This is a genomic window from Flavobacterium weaverense (assembly GCF_003688495.1).
GTDB classification, from domain to species: domain Bacteria; phylum Bacteroidota; class Bacteroidia; order Flavobacteriales; family Flavobacteriaceae; genus Flavobacterium; species Flavobacterium weaverense.
On sequence record NZ_REFH01000009.1, the window covers coordinates 198,596 to 217,137 of the forward strand.

20 protein-coding genes are annotated in these 18,542 nt (G+C 31.7%); 9 read left to right on the forward strand and 11 right to left on the reverse strand.

Annotation, left to right across the window (positions count from 1 at the left end; translation table 11 throughout):
- Positions 1 to 66: 66 nt before the first annotated feature.
- From BC961_RS07610 to BC961_RS07620, 4 genes are all read left to right on the forward strand, one after another.
- Complete coding sequence (locus BC961_RS07610) at positions 67 to 1,041, forward strand: deoxyhypusine synthase family protein (protein ID WP_121925264.1); 975 nt, start codon at positions 67 to 69, stop codon at positions 1,039 to 1,041.
- 7 nt (positions 1,042 to 1,048) lie between these two features.
- Positions 1,049 to 1,450, forward strand: coding sequence for a DNA primase (locus tag BC961_RS14710; RefSeq protein ID WP_170151298.1), 402 nt, complete (start codon positions 1,049 to 1,051; stop codon positions 1,448 to 1,450).
- A 90-nt stretch (positions 1,451 to 1,540) separates the two neighbouring features.
- Positions 1,541 to 3,652 carry a DNA helicase RecQ gene (recQ, locus tag BC961_RS07615; protein ID WP_121925265.1) on the forward strand — a complete coding sequence of 704 codons (2,112 nt, stop codon included), beginning with the start codon at positions 1,541 to 1,543 and terminating at the stop codon, positions 3,650 to 3,652.
- Between the two features lie 2 nt (positions 3,653 to 3,654).
- Positions 3,655 to 4,131: a DNA-deoxyinosine glycosylase gene (locus BC961_RS07620; RefSeq protein WP_121925266.1), complete on the forward strand. Its 477-nt coding sequence runs from the start codon at positions 3,655 to 3,657 to the stop codon at positions 4,129 to 4,131.
- 1 nt (position 4,132) lies between these two features.
- Here the strand turns inward: BC961_RS07620 and BC961_RS07625 are convergent, their stop codons facing one another.
- The 4 genes from BC961_RS07625 to BC961_RS07640 all read right to left on the reverse strand — a co-directional run bounded on the left by BC961_RS07625 (position 4,133) and on the right by BC961_RS07640 (position 9,059).
- Positions 4,133 to 4,648 (reverse strand): DinB family protein, encoded by a 516-nt coding sequence (locus BC961_RS07625; RefSeq protein WP_121925267.1) that lies wholly within the window; start codon positions 4,646 to 4,648, stop codon positions 4,133 to 4,135.
- 11 nt (positions 4,649 to 4,659) lie between these two features.
- Positions 4,660 to 7,245 carry a phosphoenolpyruvate carboxylase gene (locus tag BC961_RS07630; protein ID WP_121925268.1) on the reverse strand — a complete coding sequence of 862 codons (2,586 nt, stop codon included), beginning with the start codon at positions 7,243 to 7,245 and terminating at the stop codon, positions 4,660 to 4,662.
- A gap of 100 nt (positions 7,246 to 7,345) precedes the next feature.
- Complete coding sequence (locus BC961_RS07635; RefSeq protein ID WP_066082003.1) at positions 7,346 to 7,825, reverse strand: Lrp/AsnC family transcriptional regulator; 480 nt, start codon at positions 7,823 to 7,825, stop codon at positions 7,346 to 7,348.
- Between the two features lie 79 nt (positions 7,826 to 7,904).
- On the reverse strand, positions 7,905 to 9,059 hold the full coding sequence (locus BC961_RS07640; RefSeq protein ID WP_121925269.1) for a M14 family metallopeptidase: 1,155 nt from the start codon (positions 9,057 to 9,059) through the stop codon (positions 7,905 to 7,907).
- Between the two features lie 311 nt (positions 9,060 to 9,370).
- Here BC961_RS07640 and BC961_RS07645 point away from each other — a divergent pair, with 311 nt between their 5' ends.
- The gene (locus tag BC961_RS07645) at positions 9,371 to 9,847 is read left to right on the forward strand and encodes a helix-turn-helix domain-containing protein (RefSeq protein WP_121925270.1); all 477 of its coding nucleotides are present in this window, start codon (positions 9,371 to 9,373) and stop codon (positions 9,845 to 9,847) included.
- 119 nt (positions 9,848 to 9,966) lie between these two features.
- Here the strand turns inward: BC961_RS07645 and BC961_RS07650 are convergent, their stop codons facing one another.
- Positions 9,967 to 10,968 (reverse strand): hypothetical protein, encoded by a 1,002-nt coding sequence (locus tag BC961_RS07650; RefSeq protein WP_121925271.1) that lies wholly within the window; start codon positions 10,966 to 10,968, stop codon positions 9,967 to 9,969.
- Between the two features lie 72 nt (positions 10,969 to 11,040).
- Positions 11,041 to 11,601 carry a 1-acyl-sn-glycerol-3-phosphate acyltransferase gene (locus BC961_RS07655; RefSeq protein WP_121925272.1) on the reverse strand — a complete coding sequence of 187 codons (561 nt, stop codon included), beginning with the start codon at positions 11,599 to 11,601 and terminating at the stop codon, positions 11,041 to 11,043.
- Positions 11,602 to 11,662: 61 nt separating this feature from the next.
- Between BC961_RS07655 and BC961_RS07660 the strand changes: the two genes are divergently transcribed.
- Together BC961_RS07660 and BC961_RS07665 are read left to right on the forward strand one after the other, a co-directional pair.
- Positions 11,663 to 12,328, forward strand: a complete 666-nt coding sequence (locus BC961_RS07660) for a spermidine synthase (RefSeq protein WP_121925273.1) — start codon at positions 11,663 to 11,665, stop codon at positions 12,326 to 12,328.
- Positions 12,329 to 12,421: 93 nt separating this feature from the next.
- The gene (locus tag BC961_RS07665) at positions 12,422 to 13,129 is read left to right on the forward strand and encodes a potassium channel family protein (protein WP_121925274.1); all 708 of its coding nucleotides are present in this window, start codon (positions 12,422 to 12,424) and stop codon (positions 13,127 to 13,129) included.
- A 4-nt stretch (positions 13,130 to 13,133) separates the two neighbouring features.
- Here BC961_RS07665 and kdsB read toward each other — a convergent pair whose 3' ends face one another.
- The 4 genes from kdsB to BC961_RS07685 all read right to left on the reverse strand — a co-directional run bounded on the left by kdsB (position 13,134) and on the right by BC961_RS07685 (position 16,089).
- The gene (gene kdsB / locus BC961_RS07670) at positions 13,134 to 13,859 is read right to left on the reverse strand and encodes a 3-deoxy-manno-octulosonate cytidylyltransferase (protein WP_121925275.1); all 726 of its coding nucleotides are present in this window, start codon (positions 13,857 to 13,859) and stop codon (positions 13,134 to 13,136) included.
- Positions 13,860 to 14,200: 341 nt separating this feature from the next.
- The gene (locus BC961_RS14940) at positions 14,201 to 14,362 is read right to left on the reverse strand and encodes a type II toxin-antitoxin system YoeB family toxin (RefSeq protein WP_317126962.1); all 162 of its coding nucleotides are present in this window, start codon (positions 14,360 to 14,362) and stop codon (positions 14,201 to 14,203) included.
- A complete protein-coding gene (locus BC961_RS07680) occupies positions 14,353 to 14,559 on the reverse strand; it encodes a DUF2683 family protein (RefSeq protein ID WP_121925276.1) in 207 nt (68 codons plus the stop codon). Before BC961_RS07680 ends, BC961_RS14940 begins: the two co-directional genes overlap by 10 nt.
- 105 nt (positions 14,560 to 14,664) lie before the next feature.
- Positions 14,665 to 16,089 carry an ATP-dependent DNA helicase gene (locus BC961_RS07685; RefSeq protein ID WP_121925277.1) on the reverse strand — a complete coding sequence of 475 codons (1,425 nt, stop codon included), beginning with the start codon at positions 16,087 to 16,089 and terminating at the stop codon, positions 14,665 to 14,667.
- Positions 16,090 to 16,287: 198 nt separating this feature from the next.
- Between BC961_RS07685 and BC961_RS07690 the strand changes: the two genes are divergently transcribed.
- Positions 16,288 to 17,109, forward strand: a complete 822-nt coding sequence (locus BC961_RS07690) for a DUF3822 family protein (RefSeq protein ID WP_121925278.1) — start codon at positions 16,288 to 16,290, stop codon at positions 17,107 to 17,109.
- Positions 17,106 to 17,696 (forward strand): RsmD family RNA methyltransferase, encoded by a 591-nt coding sequence (locus tag BC961_RS07695; RefSeq protein ID WP_121925279.1) that lies wholly within the window; start codon positions 17,106 to 17,108, stop codon positions 17,694 to 17,696. Before BC961_RS07690 ends, BC961_RS07695 begins: the two co-directional genes overlap by 4 nt.
- 127 nt (positions 17,697 to 17,823) lie before the next feature.
- Here the strand turns inward: BC961_RS07695 and BC961_RS07700 are convergent, their stop codons facing one another.
- The gene (locus BC961_RS07700; RefSeq protein WP_121925280.1) at positions 17,824 to 18,531 is read right to left on the reverse strand and encodes an ankyrin repeat domain-containing protein; all 708 of its coding nucleotides are present in this window, start codon (positions 18,529 to 18,531) and stop codon (positions 17,824 to 17,826) included.
- Positions 18,532 to 18,542 lie beyond the last annotated feature (11 nt).

The following is an 18,542-nucleotide window of genomic DNA, read 5'->3' on the forward strand; positions in this document are numbered from 1 at the left end:
TTGCTTTATTTATAAATCAAATTTATGTAAGACTTTTTAAGATTAAATAAAATAAATAAAAACAAAATGAGTAAAGGACCAATCAGCCAATTTATTGAGAAGAATTATCTGCATTTTAATGCAGCTGCTTTAGTGGATGCTGCAAAAGGATATGAAGAACATTTATTAGATAATGGGAAAATGATGATTACGCTTGGTGGTGCGATGAGTACTGCTGAACTTGGAAAATCATTAGCAGAAATGATCCGTCAGGACAAAGTACATATCATTTCATGTACTGGAGCTAATCTTGAAGAAGATATTATGAACTTAGTTGCTCATAACTCTTACAAGAGAATCCCAAATTACAGAGATTTAACACCTCAAGAAGAGCGCGATTTATTAGACAATCACTTTAATCGTGTAACTGATACTTGTATTCCTGAAGAAGAAGCCTTTAGAAGATTACAATCACATTTATTCGACATTTGGAACAAAGCTGATAAATCTGGAGAACGTTTTTTTCCACATGAATTTATGTTCCAAATGATTAACTCAGGAGTTTTAGAGCAGTATTACGAAATTGATCCAAAAGATTCTTGGATGGTTGCTGCAGCTGAAAAAAATCTTCCAATAGTAGTTCCAGGTTGGGAAGACAGTACGATGGGAAATATTTTTGCATCGTATTGCATCAAAGGAGAATTCAAACCAACAACTACAAAAAGCGGAATTGAATACATGATGTGGTTAGCGGATTGGTATCCAAAAAACTGTGGTGGTAAAGGAATCGGTTTCTTCCAGATTGGTGGTGGAATTGCTGGTGACTTCCCTATATGTGTGGTACCAATGCTAGATCAAGATTTAGAAGTAGAAAATGTTCCTTTTTGGAGCTATTTCTGTCAAATTTCAGATTCTACAACAAGTTACGGTTCATATTCAGGAGCAGTGCCAAATGAAAAAATTACTTGGGGTAAGTTAGATATTACAACTCCTAAATTTATCATCGAGTCTGATGCTACAATTGTAGCACCATTAATTTTCGCTTATTTATTAGACCTATAGCATATTTATGAAAAGAGTAATAGTTGATTACGCCAAACTTACGAACGAAATTTTAAATCTACTAGTAGAAAAATTTCCAGATGGTTATGATGATTCAAACATCATAAGTTTTAGAAACGCTAAAAATGAATTGATTGAAGCAGTCGAGGTTCGCACTGATGATACAATTTATTTGGTAAAAGTGAGCACAAAACTTTCTGATAGAATTGAAAATTATGACGAAGATGAGGAAATGTTAATTGACGAAGTTGTTGAGCCGATAAAAGGTCTAGACTTAGATGATGATATTGACGATGATGACGAAGATGATGCTATCGATAAGCCAGATACTGGCGATGATGAAGATGACGAAGATGCAGATGAAAAAGATTATGCAGATGAAGAAGACGATCAAGATGATGAAGATTAATTTCTATCATTCTTACTTATACAATTTAAAAGGAACTCTTAAATGAGTTCCTTTTTTTTATTACTTTAGTTTCAAAACGTACACGCCACAATGACTACCCAAATCTTACACGACACATTAAAGGAAAATTTTGGATTTGAAAAATTCAGACCTAATCAAGAAGACATAATTAATGGCGTGCTTTCTGGACAAGATACTTTAGCAATCATGCCCACTGGTGGTGGGAAATCAATCTGTTTTCAATTGCCTGCGTTGCTCTTTCCGGGTATTACAATAGTTATTTCGCCACTTATTGCTTTAATGAAAGATCAAGTTGATAGTTTGAAAGCAAATGGCATTGCAGCATGCTTTATTAACAGTAGTCAAACAGAAGGCGAACGTCAATTCTACATCGAAAGTCTAAAAAACAACACAATAAAATTAGTTTACATTGCGCCTGAGAGTTTGTCTTTTCTAGATACTATTTTTAATAGTCTAACAATTAGTCTGATTGCAATTGATGAAGCACATTGTATTTCTGCATGGGGACATGACTTTAGGCCAGCTTATACTAACCTAGGATATTTAAAAAATCGCTTCCCTTCTACTCCAATCTTAGCTTTAACTGCAACGGCTGATAAAGCTACACGTAAGGATATTACCGATCAACTAAACTTAATAAATCCAACTATCTTCGTAGCTTCTTTTGATCGGAAAAATTTAAGTTTAGAAGTTCGTCCCGCTTTAGACCGCGTCAAACAAATTATCGATTTTATAAAAGAGAAGCCAAATGAGTCGGGAATAATTTACTGCTTAAGTAGAAAAACCACTGAGGAGCTTGCTGAAAAATTACAAAAAGTTGGAGTCAATGCAAAAGCCTATCATGCAGGTTTGGATAATAAAATTCGGTCAACAACGCAAGACCAATTTATAAATGATGATTGCCAAGTAGTTTGTGCTACAATTGCTTTTGGGATGGGAATTGACAAATCAAATGTGCGTTGGGTTATTCACTATAATTTACCAAAAAATATAGAAGGTTATTATCAAGAGATTGGTCGTGCGGGTCGCGATGGTCTGCCATCTGAAACCGTATTATTCGAAAGTTACGGCGACATGATTCAGCTTCAAAAATTTGCTTCTCAAGGTTTAAACGCCGAAGTGCAATTAGCAAAACTAGAGCGAATGAAACAATATGCCGACGCATTAAGCTGTCGTCGCAAAATTCTTCTTTCCTATTTTGGCGAACTTGTTACTGATAATTGTGGAAATTGCGATATCTGCAAAAACCCACCTTCATTTTTTGATGGAACTGTAATTGCTCAAAAAGCATTATCAGCCATTATTCGTTTGCAGGAAATTGAACCTTTACCAGTTATTATTGACTTTTTAAGAGGTTCTAAAAACGCATATATTTACGAAAAAGAGTATCAGCACTTGAAAACATATGGTGTGGGCGCTGATCTTTCTTGGTTTGATTGGAATCAATATTTAATCCAGCTGATAAATTTAGGCTATTGCGAAATTGCATTTCATCAGCAAAATAAAATTAGATTAACCGCTTTTGCAAAAAAAGTGCTTTTTGAAGGAGAAAAAGTGCAATTAACAACCGTACAGAAAATTAACGTAGATAAGATTGAATTAAAAGAAAAGAAATCAAAAACCACTGCTAATTCTCTTTTCGAAAACTTGAGAAAATTGCGTTATGAAATTTCTAAGGAAGTAGAAGTTCCGGCTTATGTGATATTTAGCGATGCCGCTTTGCGCCAAATGGAAACCGAGCGTCCTATGAGCGATCAGGAACTTTTAGCCATTGACGGTGTGGGAAAAGCAAAGCTAGAAAAATATGGCGATATTTTTATTAAAGCTATAATTGATTTTCAGAAAGCCAAATTAGTTACTAAAAAGAAAGAAGGGACAACTTACAAAGAAACTTTAGAACTATACAATAGTGGATTATCAGTTGGAGCTATCGCAGAGAAGCGGAAATTAGGTTTAAGTACAATTATGTCACACTTAGCTAAACTATACCTAGACGGATCAGCGATTGACTTAAAAACATTTGTTTCAACTGAGGAAGTTAGTGAAATTGCAATAGCTAAACAAAAGCTTGAATCTCCAGTTGCCTTAAAACCTTATTTTGATTATTTCGAAGAGAAAATAGATTACGGAAAAATCAGATTAGGTTTAGCGATACTCGAAAAAGAAAATACAATTAGTTAATTATGATTAATTCCTTCCAACCATTCGTAGATTCTAGTACCAAGATTTTAATTTTAGGAACTATGCCTGGAATAGCATCTCTTGAAAAACAAGAATATTACGCGCATCTGCAAAATCATTTCTGGCGTATTATCTACAAATTATATAGTGATCAAGAAGTTTCCACATTATTTTCAGATAAAATCAAAATTTTAAAGGCAAATTCTATCGGAATATGGGACGTATTGGAAAATTGCGAGCGAAAAGGAAGTTTAGACATGCATATTAAAAATTACAAGGAAAATGATTTTGAATCACTTTTTAAAAAATTTCCTGCAATACACAAAATTGCCTTTAATGGTAAAGAGAGTCATAAGTACTTTTATAAGAAATTTGGACAAATAAAAGGCATCACGTATTACGTAATGCCTTCTACAAGTCCTGCTAACACAATGTCTTTCGAAAAAAAATTAGAAATATGGTATGCGATAAAAGAGTAAATTATAAATAACGCTCTTCAAAAACTTTTTGATGGTGTTTTTGATGACCTATCATAATAAACCCAATCGCACGTACAGATACACCAGCATTAGATGCAATTCCCGTTCTTTCTAATTGTTCTACCGAAAGACTTTTAAATAAAAAAATATTTGAATGCCTCACAGCTGAAAACTCAGTTAATAAGTCTTGAAGACCGCGATTATTAGCCGCAGTGTTAATTATATATTCATTTTCATCAAATCCCGGTAACGGAGTTTTATCATTTCTTGAAATGCGTAAAGCACGATACGCAAAAATTCGCTCTGTATCTATTATATGTTGAATGATTTCTTTGATAGTCCACTTTCCCTCAGCATACCGATAGTCAAATTTATCCATAGGAATATTTTGCACAAAATGTATGAAATCATGTAGTGATATTTCTAGTTCTTCGATCAATGTTATCTCCCCCAAAGCATTAATATAAGGGAAATAAGATTCGGCATACTCTTTAACTGGTAATTGTGATAGTTTCATTTTTTTATCTTTTAAGCTGAATTTCTACTAGCATTTGTATTCCCAAAAAGAGAGCGTGTAACGATTTTCTCATACACTTTTATTAGCTCCTCATTTGGTACACTTTCTTTATTTAATTCATTTATCTTTAACAATGCATATTGTTGTATTGTTATCAATGGCAATATAATACGCTCTCTAACATCAATTGAAGCTTTACCATCAGGATAGTTCTCCATTAAACTTTTATGACCTGCAATTTTTAACAACAATCGTTTCGTTTCTAAAAATTCATCGTAAATAATTTGCCAAAATTCTCCAAACTCCGCATCTTTTCTCATATATGCCGTTAGCGGAAAAAATGACTTTGCTAATGACATCATACTGTTTTCTAAAAGTGTTTTAAAGAACATTGAATTATTGTATAAGTCCTGAACTTTGTCCCACTGATCAGTTTCCTCATAATGTTTTAGCGCCGTTCCTAAACCAAAAAATCCAGGAACATTTTGCTTCAGTTGGCTCCAAGAACCTACAAATGGAATTGCTCTTAAATCAGCAAAATCTAAACTTGCTGATTTGCTCCTTTTTGAAGGTCGGCTTCCTATATTTGTCTTTGCGTAATATTTCAATGTACTCATCTGTTCTAAATACGGAATGAATTTAGGATGATTTTTAAAACTTAAGTATTTTTCGTATCCCAAATCCGCTAAAGCATTTAGAACATCTTTTTCGCCGCCACTAAGCTCATTTTCACCTTTATTAAAAACTTGGTTTGTAACACCGGCGCTTACTAAATTTTCTAAATTATAGCGACAAGAATCCATAGTTCCAAAGTTTGAACTAATAGTTTGTCCCTGCACAGTAATTTGAATTTCGTTATTTTCAATATTTGGACCTAACGAAGCATAAAACTTATGTGTTTTTCCGCCACCACGAGCTGGAGGTCCTCCACGACCATCAAAGAAAATAACTTTGATTCCGTATTTTCTAGAAATTGCGGTAAGCTCTTCTTTCGCCTTATAAATACTCCAGTTTGCCATCAGATAACCACCATCTTTAGTTCCATCAGAAAATCCAAGCATTATTGTTTGCTTATTATCTCTGTTAGACAAATGCTTTGCATAAGCTGGATTTAAATATAATTTCTCCATTATTTCATGTGCACTTTGTAAATCTTCGACAGATTCAAAAAGAGGGATGATATCAACAGTAGGATTCTCCCAATTACTCAATCGGAATAATGCAAAAGTCTCCATCACATTAAGTGCGCTTTCATTATTACTAATAATGTATCGGTTGGCACCAAATTCTCCATTTTTAGCTTGAATCGTTTTAATGGATTGTACTGATTCAATAGTTAATCGGGTTAATTCATTTTCGAAAACCGTAGGATCTAAATCACTGCTTAAGTTCGATAAGACCTCGAATTTTTCTGCTTCTGCTAATTCAAAATAATTTTTAGGAAAAACGCTAGCATCGTTTTTCAAGTAATAATCAACAATATCACTAAAAACTGAATCGTGTATTTTACTGTTTTGACGAATATCCAATGACGCAAAATGAAAACCAAATAGATTTACTTTTATTAACAAAGCCTCTAAATCATCTAAATATAAAGATTGATGTTGGTCAATTATTATATGTTTAATTTTATTCAATTGTGCTTTAAACTCTTCTAGAGTGATAAATATTTCACCTTTAGAATAAAATACAGACCTATAAAGCTTATATTCAAGTTCAGCAACTAATGTATCTACGCCTGAGAAAGTTAATTTTCTTTTTAGTGCTCTAATTTCGATATAATAACATTTCAAAATTGAAGTACGAAGTCTTTCAGCAACATTTAAAGTTATGTCTGTAGTTACGAATGGATTTCCATCACGATCACCACCTGGCCAAAAACCAAGTTGAATTAATGGATTGTCAATTGATTTACCTTTAAAAATATTTTTTTGTAAGTAGTGCACCATTTCTCCTGACGTCTCATAGAAAACGTTTTCAAGATACCAGATCAAACTTACTGCCTCATCAAATGGATTAGGTTTTTCGTCCTTAATAAAAGGTGTTTTTCCTAATTGAGCCAATAATTGTTTAATCTCTAATAAATTATTTTTCCTGATTGCATTAGTTAAATCATTGATTATTCCTAATACTGCTCCTGGATAAAACTGAGTTGGATGCGCAGTTAAAACCGTCCTAACATGAAAATTTTGCAAAAAGTCAATTACTTCTTCCTGCTTGTTTTTAGCATCTGTTTTTTCTTTTACATCCCTTAACGATCCTCTTCCCTCCATATTGTGAACTATGGGAAAAGCTGCATCTTCAATCGCATCAAATAAAACAACTTGACGCTCGATGTACTGAATAAAACGAAACATTATATCAATCTTATCTTCCTCAGTAGCATTTTGAAAATATCGTTCAGCGAAGAAATCTACAATCTCTTTCGGTGTTTCTTGTTTTTTAAATCCTGTATCGCATATATCTGAAAACAAAGGCAGTAATGCTCCCGTATTATCAATGGAATCAAAAGGAAGCGTAATAAAAACACTATTATAGATATTATATTTTGATAGAACGTCTTGGTTAAAACGTTCGATTTTTGGTAAAGTGTACATAATTATATAGTTGTAGTTGGTTTAGTCAATTAATTTGTCATAAAAAAACCCCAAGAATAAACTTGAGGTTATATTTTAAATATAGCGTATTCAAGGTTAATTACATATTTTTGAAAATAGTATGCATCAAACGCTTCTTATCATTAATGCTTTCTTCAAGCGAAATCATAGTTTCAGTTCTATAAACACCATCAATATCATCAATCATAAAGATGACATCTTTTGCATGCTTAGTATCTTTTGCTCTAATCTTACAAAAAATATTGAATTTACCTGTTGTAACAGAGGCTACAGTTACATAAGGAATTTCATTAATACGTTCTAAAACGAATTTTGTTTGAGACGTGTTGTTTAGGAAAACACCAACGTAAGCGATGAAAGAATAACCTAACTTGTCATAATCAAGTACCAAAGATGATCCCATGATTATACCAGCATCCTCCATCTTTTTTACTCTAACATGAACCGTTCCTGCAGAAATCAGTAATTTTTTTGCAATATCGGTAAAGGGAACTCTTGTGTTATCAATCAGCATATCCAATATCTGGTGATCTACTTCATCTAAACGAAATTTACTCATAATTCTTTAATTAATTTTATTTTAATTGCTTTAACAAAGTATAAAATTATACATAAATATTAACAAGACGATACAATAATTACGATTTTATCATTCCATTAACAAATTTGATGTTATTATCTAAATAAAAATCAGCTTTTTGATTTAACTTCGGAATATTATCAGCATCATCTTTATATAAGGCCTCTTCCGCATCGTATTCAAAATGAGCAAAGTAATGTTCTAAATTACCTATTTCTGAAATATAGGCATTAAAGCATATCTGATTTTCAATTAACTCTTCTTTGTATTGAGCTGCAAAATTGGTGATTTTTTCAATACCATCATAATTAATTTTGATGTTTTTATAAATAAAATCATAAAAAACGACTTTATTTTGAGAAATATTCAAGTATTTGTCAATTCCATTGACAACTATAACGTTTTCGTAAAGTGTAATGAAACTGGTTACAAGTGACATGAAAATATATTTACGGGTTTCTTCTCGCTGATAATCACCTGCAAAATGACCCGCTTCAAACAAAATAGTAGGTGCTCCTAAACTCTGAAACATATCACCAATACAATTGATGTTGAAAGAATCATCAAAACGACCTACTTGTCCAGGAATATACTTCTGTAATGCTTCATTAATTGCTACAATTACCGAAATAGCTTTCATTCTTGATTCATTAATCTCTCTTGCATCATTATAAGAAGGAGCTAAAAAAGAAACTGTAGCTGGCTTACCAGTAGCGCCAACGCCGAAAATAGTACGTTGATCGTGCAAGTTAAAACAGTAGTCCGGTTTAAAAGAATCAAATGTTTTTCGTAAAACTTGACTTTCTGGCTGAGAAAGATCTACAGAGTCGCGATTCAGGTCTACTTTGTTAGCATTTTCTCTGGTATATAACAAAGCTCCATCTGGATTTAAAATCGGAATACTTAAAAAAGTAAATTTATTTAGAAATTGCTGTGCTAAATCAGAACCACTTTTTAAGAAATTTAAAAAATCAAATAATGCTTTTGTCGTCGTACTTTCATTTCCATGCATTTGCGACCACAGAAAAATTTTCATCTTACCTGATCCAATTTGGAAAGAATAAATAGGTTTCTCTAAAACAGAGTATCCTATAATTTTAAGTTCATTTTCCGTATTTAATTTATTCAATAGCGGCTCAATCGAACTTAAAGTTAAGTAACGACCACTTATTGATTTCTCTTTATTTTGATTAAAAAGCACTTCTAAATTCATTGCGTTTTGTTTGATTTACAAAAGTAAACATCTTTGCATTTACATTTGTAAACTCAAAAAGTAAACAATTTTTCATTAATGTAAACACTTATATTACGCGTTAACCGCAAACGCATATCCTTACAATTAACAATTGTTACTAGTTATATAATAATTTATTAAAATATTTAAAACTAGTATTTTAACGTATATTAATTTTAGCATTACTTCAAACAAATATTACTGTATTCTATTATTTACATCTGTAATCTTGCTATTGAGATTACTTTTAGTTACATTTGTAATTAGTAATGGATTAATTGTAATTTACAATGGTAAACATAGAAGATTTTATAAAAAGGCTGGAGATATTGTTAGACTATTACAGTCTAAATGCTTCTTCTTTTGCAGATAAAATTGGTGTACAAAGATCAAGCTTGTCTCACCTATTATCTGGAAGAAATAAGCCAAGTTTAGATTTTATACTTAAAATTTTAGAGGTTTACCCCGATGTAGATTTGTACTGGATTTTAAATGGGAAGGGAACTTTTCCAAAATCTTCTAATGAGAACTTTGAAAATATTGCACAAATTAACACTGTTTCAAAAGAGAACGATTCTCCACTGCAACATAAAGATAGCATTGTGGAAGATTTATTTTCGAATAATAAAATAACAAAAGCAGTTACTAACTCCACTACAAAAGAAATAGAAAAGCAGAATAACACCGTAGCTCTAAATTCTAACGAGATTGATAAAATTGTAATTTTTTATAAAAATGGAACTTTCAAAAGTTACAGACCAGATTAGTTAAAATAAAAAAATGAGCTCGATATAATATCGAGCTCATTTTTTCTAGGAAATATATTTATTTTACTTTTTCTAAATAAGTAAAAAATACTTGGTGCTCAAAAATTTGAAGCTTTAATTTATTTTATTAAAAGAAAGATTGAAGTAACCCCTGCTTCTACTCGTGAATTTGTTGGAGCTATATCAGCAGATGTCATTGGATATACAAATGTTAGCACTTTACCACCACCATTTAATCGCTCTGCTACATAAATATAATTAGTAGAACTATCGTAAGCAACGTCAACAGGATTTCCCAACATAGAATTGGGACCGTATATTCTAACTTGGTTAGAAACAGCAATTGTGCCTAATGCTGGAGTTGAAGCGAAAACACTCGAGAAATTTTTTATAACAATTAATCCACCGTCAGTTGCTGAAGCTGCATCAGCAACATCAGTTAAAATCATTACATCATCTGCTGAAGAGTACGTGATACCATGTGTACGGGTCAAACCTGCTATTGTTACGCGTTTAGTTGCAGTAATCATCCCTGAAGCTTTACTCATAAAATCTTTAAAAAGAACAACATCACCAGTTAAATCAGCAACTGCGTACAAGTCTGCTCCAGTCATGTGAATTCCCCAAAGTTTAAAATCAGTTGTAAAGGTTTTTAGTAAATCAAAACCGACAGCAGTCTTTTTATAAACAAAAAGCTTATTTGTCATTCCGTTTGTAGCAAATTGATCTTGCGCCACCACAACGATATCCCCGGAAACTGCTGTTTCCCTAGCATTAGTGAATTGGCCAGTAATACTATTTAATGTAGCATTCAAATTATCGGTTCCTGCTTTGAATCCCGTTCTTAAACCAGAATAACTTTCTAAACGATTGCTACTTCTTGAAGCGACTGTTACCGCATCGTTTTCACTATCATACGAAATTCCTTCTGCATCCAGCGAAGCAATTGTAAACGATTTCACCATAGAATTTGGCTTTGCCAAATCAAGATAGGAGATTTTTCCAGAAGTGTTACTTGATGTTACTAAAGTAGCTTCAGAGGAATTGCTGTTTGAATCATTATTATCGCATGAAGCGAAAAGTAAAATCAAAAGTGCCGAACTGATAAATAAATTTTTCATGTGTATATTGTTTAATGGTTTAGTACACTTACGAAAAATTGAAGATCTTGGTTCTGCTTTTTTAATATATATTTAACTTTGTTCAAGAATATATCCGTTTTTGGGAATTTTACCTTTTACACCGATGAAATGTTTCTTTAAAATTTCAATTTCAGCTTCGATGTCTCCTGTGGGAAAAACTGGTTTTCCTAAATTAACCTCTTTTTTACCAAAATCGAATGCTACAGGCACAATAGGAACATTTGCTTTTAAAGCAATATAATAAAATCCTGTTTTGAGTTCTGTAACTTTATTTCGCGTTCCCTCTGGCGCAACAGCCAGACGAAAAACTTCTTTACGCTTAAATATAGCAGCGATAGAATCTACTTTATTTAAACCTCCCGATCGATCGAGTGGCTCTCCTCCCATATATCTAAAATACCAACCAAGAGGAAATCGAAACAACTCTTTTTTGCCCACAAAATTCATTTCTAATTCAGTTATTCCTCTGGTGAAAATTCCCAAATAAAAATCGTGTGCGCTAGTGTGTGGAAGTACCATCAACACACACTTTTTTATGTCTGTATCGATTGTTCCCACTATTTTCCAACCCATAAGTTTGAAAAATATCCACTTGTATAATTGTTTCTTCATTCTTTTGTATTTTGGGCAAAATAAATAATTAAAACCATATTTTTGACTAAAACTTCTTATAATGCTTAAAAAAATATTCAGCTACTTCATTCCTATAAAAATCTACGAAGTTAAGTCGGCTTTAAGTAAGTCAATTGAGGTTAGTTGGGCGAATGGCGAATTAGTATTAGACTCTGAAAATGCTAATTATTCTTATGGAAGTTTACAACGTATTCTGCGATTAGGATTAAAAAATATTGGATACAGCAAAATAGTATCGATGAATCATATTTTAGTGCTTGGGGTTGCTGGCGGAAGTGTTATAAAAACATTAGTTGACGAAATTAAATACAAGGGTTTAATAACTGGTGTTGAAATTGATCCTGAAATAATCGAAGTAGCGAATGTCTATTTTCATTTAGATAAAATTAAAAATCTTAAAATTGTAATCGATGATGCTTTTGAATATGTTCTAAAAACTAAGAATAAATATGACCTCATTATTGTAGACGTTTTTCAAGATACGAGTATGCCCGCTTTTCTATTTGAAAGCTTTTTTACAAATCGTATTTGTTCACTGCTTAACGATAGAGGATTTATATTATTTAATACAATGATTTTAACTGAAAATCAAGATAATAGAAATAGAAAGTACGTTTCTGAATTTTATCAACCACAATTTAAAATAAAAACAATTCCTAGGGTTGAAGATCACAATGAACTTATTGTAATTAAAAAATGCGGTTAATTATAAATAGAATTTAAAAATTAACGTAATAAAATAGATCTAGAAAGCAATTATTTTGTACTCTTACGGAGCCGTATTTAATAGGGAAGCAAAATGAAAAAACATTTAAAAAAATTACTTTTAGGAAAAACCGCAAAAGTTACGCGACCCAAATTTAATCCAATTCAGAAAAGAATTCTAAATATTCAATCTATTTGGAACAATGATCATCAGGATGATAGCGGAATCGAGAAAATTGTCCGTTTGATTCTTGCCTCTTCACAATTATTATTTCCTGGAATTTATATTAAATATTTAGCAAGTAAAAAAGGTATCGCCTATCAGGAATTAGCTTCTGATTTTTACATCCTATTTAAAGTAGCATTACCACTACTAATTTTAATAAATCAATGGCAAAGCCATCAATGGCTCATCTGGATCGTTGTTTATCTTTTTTTAGAAACTTTATTTTACATTCCTACGTTGATTTTCGCTTCAGATTTATTTGGAAAACCACGGTCGTATAAGAGATCAATGCTTTTATTGTTTTTCAACTATTTGGAAATTGCTTTTGAGTATGCCGTTTTTTATTCTGTGGGTAATTATCTAAACAAAGCATTTACTCATTGGTTTGACCCAATTTATTTCAGCATCGTAACATCATCTTCTATTGGCTACGGTGATTTGTATCCTATTAATCCCCTTGGGAAATTTCTTGTAAGTACTCAATCATTGTTATTCTTGTTTTTTATTGTACTTTTTTTGAACTTTTTCTCCACTAAAATAAACACTAAAGGTTATTTTGATCATGATGATCATTAATTCATTACAGCATTTTTCTAGCTTTTTCTAAATCTTCAGGAGTGTCTATTCCGATTCCAACATGCGTTGTTTCGACCATTTTTATCCGTTTTCCAAATTCTAAATAACGTAATTGTTCCAGTTTTTCGGATGCTTCCAAAGACTTCATTGGTAAGCTATAAAAATCGAGTAAAGCTTGTTTTCTAAAAGCATATATACCGATATGTTGCATATACCGAACTCCCACATTTCTCTCTCTAGGAAACGGAATAACGGAACGCGAAAAATATAAAGCGAATTGATTTTGATCAACAACTACTTTTACATTATTCGGATTATTGATTTCTTCCTCGTCTTTTATTTCTCGCATTAAAGATCCTAAATCTACTTTTTTATCAATGTCATTTTTAAAAACCTGAATCAATTCCCGTAATGGTTCACTATTTATAAATGGTTCATCACCTTGCACATTAACAACGATATCTACATCAATGCTCTCAACTGCTTCAGCAATACGATCGCTACCTGACTCGTGTTCCTTTACACTCATAATCGCCTTTCCATTATGAGAAACTATTTCATTATAAATTAAATCAGAATCAGTTACTACAAAAACATCATCGAATAGATTTGTTTCAACTGCTGCTTCATAAGTTCTTAAAATCACTGTTTTTCCTCCCAAATCCTGCATTAGTTTTGCTGGAAATCGCGTAGATGCGTAACGTGCTGGTATAACTGCTATTATTTTCATTTCTATATTTTTTGTTCTGCCGCGAAGACGCTAAGGCACGAAGTTTTTATTTTAATTTTCCAAAAATCTTTACATTTCAAGATTCATAAAACAATATCAAATATAAGATTGTCCTCAACTCTCGCCAGTGTAAAAATAATGTAAATTATATTAAATTTTGTTAGTAATAAAATAGATGATTAATGCTACCAAAAAAATAAACCCCACTTAAAGTGAGGTTATTGCTGTATCAAATCTTTATCTGTATAATGTCCTTTTAAACTATATATTAAAATAACATTATTTTCTAGAATTTCATAAATGATTCGATGTTCTTCATTAATCTTCCGTGACAAATTTCCTTACAAATTGTATTTTAATGCTTCGGGCTTTCCAATACCAGAGAAAGGAGTTTTTAAAATATCTTCAATTAGTAACAGAATCTTCTTTTGAACTGCCCTATTTACTGATTTCTTCCAAAATTCTCTATGCTCGAGCGCTTTCTTGGTAAATTTTACTTCCATAAATCTTCGGGAGAAATAGTAGTGCAGTCTCCTCGATAATATTCTTCTCTACCTTCATGAACAGATTTTACAAGCTCAAAATTATATTCATTATTTTTTTCTTGTACAGTGACGTTTTTAACTCCTTTTAGATGTTCCAAAAGTGTTTTAACAAATGTAATGTGCTGATCATCTACTTCAATAGTTATCGTGCTCATGATAATTTTATTTTGTAATTATAATTATAAAGATACTGAAAATACGTTTCTGTTTGACATATCAGAATTTTAGTAAAATCAACAAATCTGCAATGATCAATAAAATCAATACTCCTCAAAACTTTCATCCTTAAATCCTATCAAATACAATTTATTCTTGGCTCTAGTCATTGCTGTGTACAACCATCTAATGTAATCTCGATTAATTCCATCTGGAAGATAAGGTTGTTCTATAAAAACCGTATTCCATTGACCACCTTGTGACTTATGACAAGTTATTGCATACGAAAATTTGACTTGTAGGCCATTAAAATATTCGTTGGCTTTTACTTTTTGAAACTGATTGAATTTAGTTTCTCCTTCGTAATCCTTCAACACTTCTTGATACAATCGATTCGATTCTTCATAAGTTAGAGAAGGTGATTCGCTTTTTATAGTATCTAATAATAAGACGGTTTCAAAAGGTTTCTGGTCTGGATAATCAATCATTCTAATTTTGACTTTGGCAAACTTAAAACTGTATAATTCTTTTATATTGAAAATTTCTAATACTTCAATAATATCACCATTGGCTATAAAGCCAGCATGATCAGAATCTTTCAGCCAAAAATAATTATTTTTGACTACCATTAAAAAATCTCCTGTAGATAGTTCGCTTTCTTTGTCTAAAATTTTAGTTCTTATTTGCTCATTGTACTGATTCGCTCTTTTATTCGAACGGACAATAAACGCAGTGTCTTCAATACTATAATTACTATACGCTGAATTTATCGCATCTTGAATGTCGTATCCATCAGTTAAGCGAACAATATCTTTGAATTTTTTAACATTGAATTTAAACTCGGTGATAAAAGAATCTTTGAGCAATTCCCGAAGTTCAGTCGCATTATACAAAATTCCTGAATTTTCTTCTTGACGCATTACTTCGTCTAATTCTATGTGCTCGACTTCTTTGTCATAGTTCATACCTAAAGTCTGAATATCTAAGGCCGGACTTATGTCTAAATTTACAGGAGGCAATTGTGCCGTATCTCCCAGTAAAATCATCTTACAATTTTTACCTGAATAGACATAGGAAATCAAGTCATCTAACAGAGATCCGTTTTCATATAATTTAGAATCGGAATTGGTGTCAGAAATCATCGAGGCTTCATCGACTATAAAAATAGTGTTAGTATGCTTGTTTTGTTGTAATGTAAAAGAAACGCCACCACCAGAAGATTTCTTAGGGAAATAAATTTTCTTATGAATGGTAAACGCGGGTTTATTAGAATAATTAGCAATCACTTTTGCCGCACGACCCGTTGGCGCCAATAAAACATATTTTTTATTAATGTCCAGCAAGCTGTTTACAATAGTAGAAATTACGGTTGTTTTCCCTGTTCCTGCATATCCTTTAAGTACAAAAATGGTTCTGTTATCAAGTTCGTTTAGGAAAATAGCAATCTTTTGAAAAAAAATATCTTGTTTATAAGTGGGTTGAAAGGGGAATTTTTTTTGTAAAAGACTGTAAAACAAGGAGGAATTCATCTATGGATAATTTGTAAAATGAAATTCAAAGATAGGCTTTCCATTGTAAAGAGATTGTACCATTATGATTGATTTTTGAAATTGAAAGCAAGATCGAAAATGATTTTTACAATTGAACTTGCTTTTTTTATTTGTAAGTTTGCAACCTCATTTAATTCTTTCTACAGTAGAAAATAGAAATGGATTGAAAACCAAATTATGCCAACACAAAACACTAACATAACCGAAAAGGTTTATAAAAAACTATCTATTCAAGTTTCTTTGAATGGTTTATCTTTTTGCTGTTTTGACACATTGAATAATACCGTAAGTTCCTTCAATGAAGTGCATTTTGACGCTGTGCAAAAAACTGCTAAAATTGAAGATTTATTTGCCAATGCTTTTGAATCTCACCCAGAACTTAGAGAAACCTACGATGAAATTTTAGTAATTCATAATAACAATCTTTCGACATTTGTACCAGAAGCACTTTTTGATGAACATTTCTTGGGTAGTTATTTACAGTACAACACAAAGGTTTTTGAAACTGATTTTTTTGCATTTGATGAAATTCCGAATTATAATATGAACTTGGTTTATATTCCTTATGTGAATATAAACAATTTTTTTATTGATCAATTTGGGTCGTTTGATTACAAACACGCAAATAGTATTTTAGTTAATAAATTGCTGATTGCTTCTAAAAATAAGGATGAGAAAAAAATGTTCGTTCACATTAATTCTGGACATTTTGAAATAATTGTGGTCCAAAATCAAAAGCTATCACTTTTTAATTCTTTCGAATATAACACAGCAGAAGATTTTATTTACTATATATTATTCACGGCTGAGCAATTAAATTTAAACCCTGAAAATTTCCCATTAGAATTAATAGGAGCTATTACTAAAGAAAGCGACTATTTTAATATCGCATACAAATACATTCGCAACGTTACTCTTATAGATGTAGAGGATTTGCGATGGAATAATTACTTTTCTGAGGTCGAAAACAGAAAACATTTTATACTTTTCAACTCATGAGAATAATTTCAGGAAAATACAAAGGAAGACGCATTTCTCCTCCCAAAGGATTACCCGTTCGACCAACAACCGATATGTCTAAAGAAGCATTATTTAATGTTTTAAATAACCATTTCAGTTTTGAAGGACTCAAAATATTAGATTTATTTGCAGGAACAGGAAACATAAGCTACGAATTTGCGTCCCGTGGATGCACACCAATAACCTCTGTTGACGGAGATTTTGGTTGTGTAAAATTCATCAAGCAAGTCGCTGCAGAATATGATTTTAATATCGCTGCAACTAAAAGTGATGTGTACACGTATTTAGAAAGGTGTAAAACATCTTACGATATTATTTTTGCCGATCCACCTTATGGATTTGACCAAAAAACATTTGAAAAAATCATAGAGTTAGTTTTTGAAAGAGAGTTACTTAATTCAGATGGAATGATGGTTATCGAACATTCTAAATACACAAAACTCGATCACATGATTCACTTCTCTTTCCAGAAAAGTTACGGTGGTTCAATTTTTAGCTTTTTCGAAATAGCTTCAGATAGTGACGAGGAAGAAGAATCCGAAATTGAAGAAGGCGAAGAAGAATAAACTTTTCTTAATTATACCTTCCCTTATCTAATTATATTAAAAAAAAAAAGATGCTAGTACAGCATCTTTTTTGTTTTACAATTTTATCTAAGCAAATTACTATTAAAAGCGCTTTTAAAACTATCTTTTATTTGGCACCAGCTTTTTGCAACAGTTTTACCATTTCAGTATAGCCAGATTTTTTTGCGTGATCTAATGAAGTATCACCATTTTTATCAGCGATATTTACATCACAACCTCCATCTATTAAAGCTTCTAGAATTTCAATATGCACTTTTCCGCCGTCGCTTAATATAACAGCTTCAAGCAATGCGGTCCATCCTAAATTATTAATATGATTTTTAGGAAAATTTGGCCAGTTCACTAACAATTTCACTATGTCCAAATGACCTTTTTCAGCGGCTGGTATAAGTGCAGTTCCGCCATAACGATTGTAGATTTTAAAGTTGGCTCCGTTATTAAGCACTAATTTTACGATCTCTACATTACCTTCAGCACCAGCATATAAAAATGGACTGTTTTTCATATTGTCCTGCGCATTAACATCGGCACCAGCATTTATCAAAACTGTAGCTATTTCATTATTCTTATTGTAAACTGCTTCCATTAAAGGAGTTCTTCCTTGATCGTTTCTAATTTCTAAAGAGATATTTTTTTCTAAGATATCAATTAACTGATTCTTATCTCCATCGTAAACTGCTTCAAAAATTGCCTTATTGCTTTCCATACTATCTGCTTTTAATTCCTTTTTTTTTGACGAACAACTCAGTAACATCACCATCGATAAAACGATGGTGCAAACTACTTTATTATTTAATTTCTTTTTTAGTTTCATCTTCTAAAATT

Bases quoted from the DNA above. Each gene is read 5' to 3' on its own strand.
- BC961_RS07610 (WP_121925264.1), top strand. From the start codon at position 67: ATGAGTAAAGGACCAATCAGCCAATTTATTGAGAAGAATTATCTGCAT.
- BC961_RS14710 (WP_170151298.1), top strand. From the start codon at position 1,049: ATGAAAAGAGTAATAGTTGATTACGCCAAACTTACGAACGAAATTTTA.
- recQ (WP_121925265.1), top strand. From the start codon at position 1,541: ATGACTACCCAAATCTTACACGACACATTAAAGGAAAATTTTGGATTT.
- BC961_RS07620 (WP_121925266.1), top strand. From the start codon at position 3,655: ATGATTAATTCCTTCCAACCATTCGTAGATTCTAGTACCAAGATTTTA.
- BC961_RS07625 (WP_121925267.1), bottom strand. From the start codon at position 4,648: ATGAAACTATCACAATTACCAGTTAAAGAGTATGCCGAATCTTATTTC.
- BC961_RS07630 (WP_121925268.1), bottom strand. From the start codon at position 7,245: ATGTACACTTTACCAAAAATCGAACGTTTTAACCAAGACGTTCTATCA.
- BC961_RS07635 (WP_066082003.1), bottom strand. From the start codon at position 7,825: ATGAGTAAATTTCGTTTAGATGAAGTAGATCACCAGATATTGGATATG.
- BC961_RS07640 (WP_121925269.1), bottom strand. From the start codon at position 9,059: ATGAATTTAGAAGTGCTTTTTAATCAAAATAAAGAGAAATCAATAAGT.
- BC961_RS07645 (WP_121925270.1), top strand. From the start codon at position 9,371: ATGGTAAACATAGAAGATTTTATAAAAAGGCTGGAGATATTGTTAGAC.
- BC961_RS07650 (WP_121925271.1), bottom strand. From the start codon at position 10,968: ATGAAAAATTTATTTATCAGTTCGGCACTTTTGATTTTACTTTTCGCT.
- BC961_RS07655 (WP_121925272.1), bottom strand. From the start codon at position 11,601: ATGAAGAAACAATTATACAAGTGGATATTTTTCAAACTTATGGGTTGG.
- BC961_RS07660 (WP_121925273.1), top strand. From the start codon at position 11,663: ATGCTTAAAAAAATATTCAGCTACTTCATTCCTATAAAAATCTACGAA.
- BC961_RS07665 (WP_121925274.1), top strand. From the start codon at position 12,422: ATGAAAAAACATTTAAAAAAATTACTTTTAGGAAAAACCGCAAAAGTT.
- kdsB (WP_121925275.1), bottom strand. From the start codon at position 13,859: ATGAAAATAATAGCAGTTATACCAGCACGTTACGCATCTACGCGATTT.
- BC961_RS14940 (WP_317126962.1), bottom strand. From the start codon at position 14,362: ATGGAAGTAAAATTTACCAAGAAAGCGCTCGAGCATAGAGAATTTTGG.
- BC961_RS07680 (WP_121925276.1), bottom strand. From the start codon at position 14,559: ATGAGCACGATAACTATTGAAGTAGATGATCAGCACATTACATTTGTT.
- BC961_RS07685 (WP_121925277.1), bottom strand. From the start codon at position 16,089: ATGAATTCCTCCTTGTTTTACAGTCTTTTACAAAAAAAATTCCCCTTT.
- BC961_RS07690 (WP_121925278.1), top strand. From the start codon at position 16,288: ATGCCAACACAAAACACTAACATAACCGAAAAGGTTTATAAAAAACTA.
- BC961_RS07695 (WP_121925279.1), top strand. From the start codon at position 17,106: ATGAGAATAATTTCAGGAAAATACAAAGGAAGACGCATTTCTCCTCCC.
- BC961_RS07700 (WP_121925280.1), bottom strand. From the start codon at position 18,531: ATGAAACTAAAAAAGAAATTAAATAATAAAGTAGTTTGCACCATCGTT.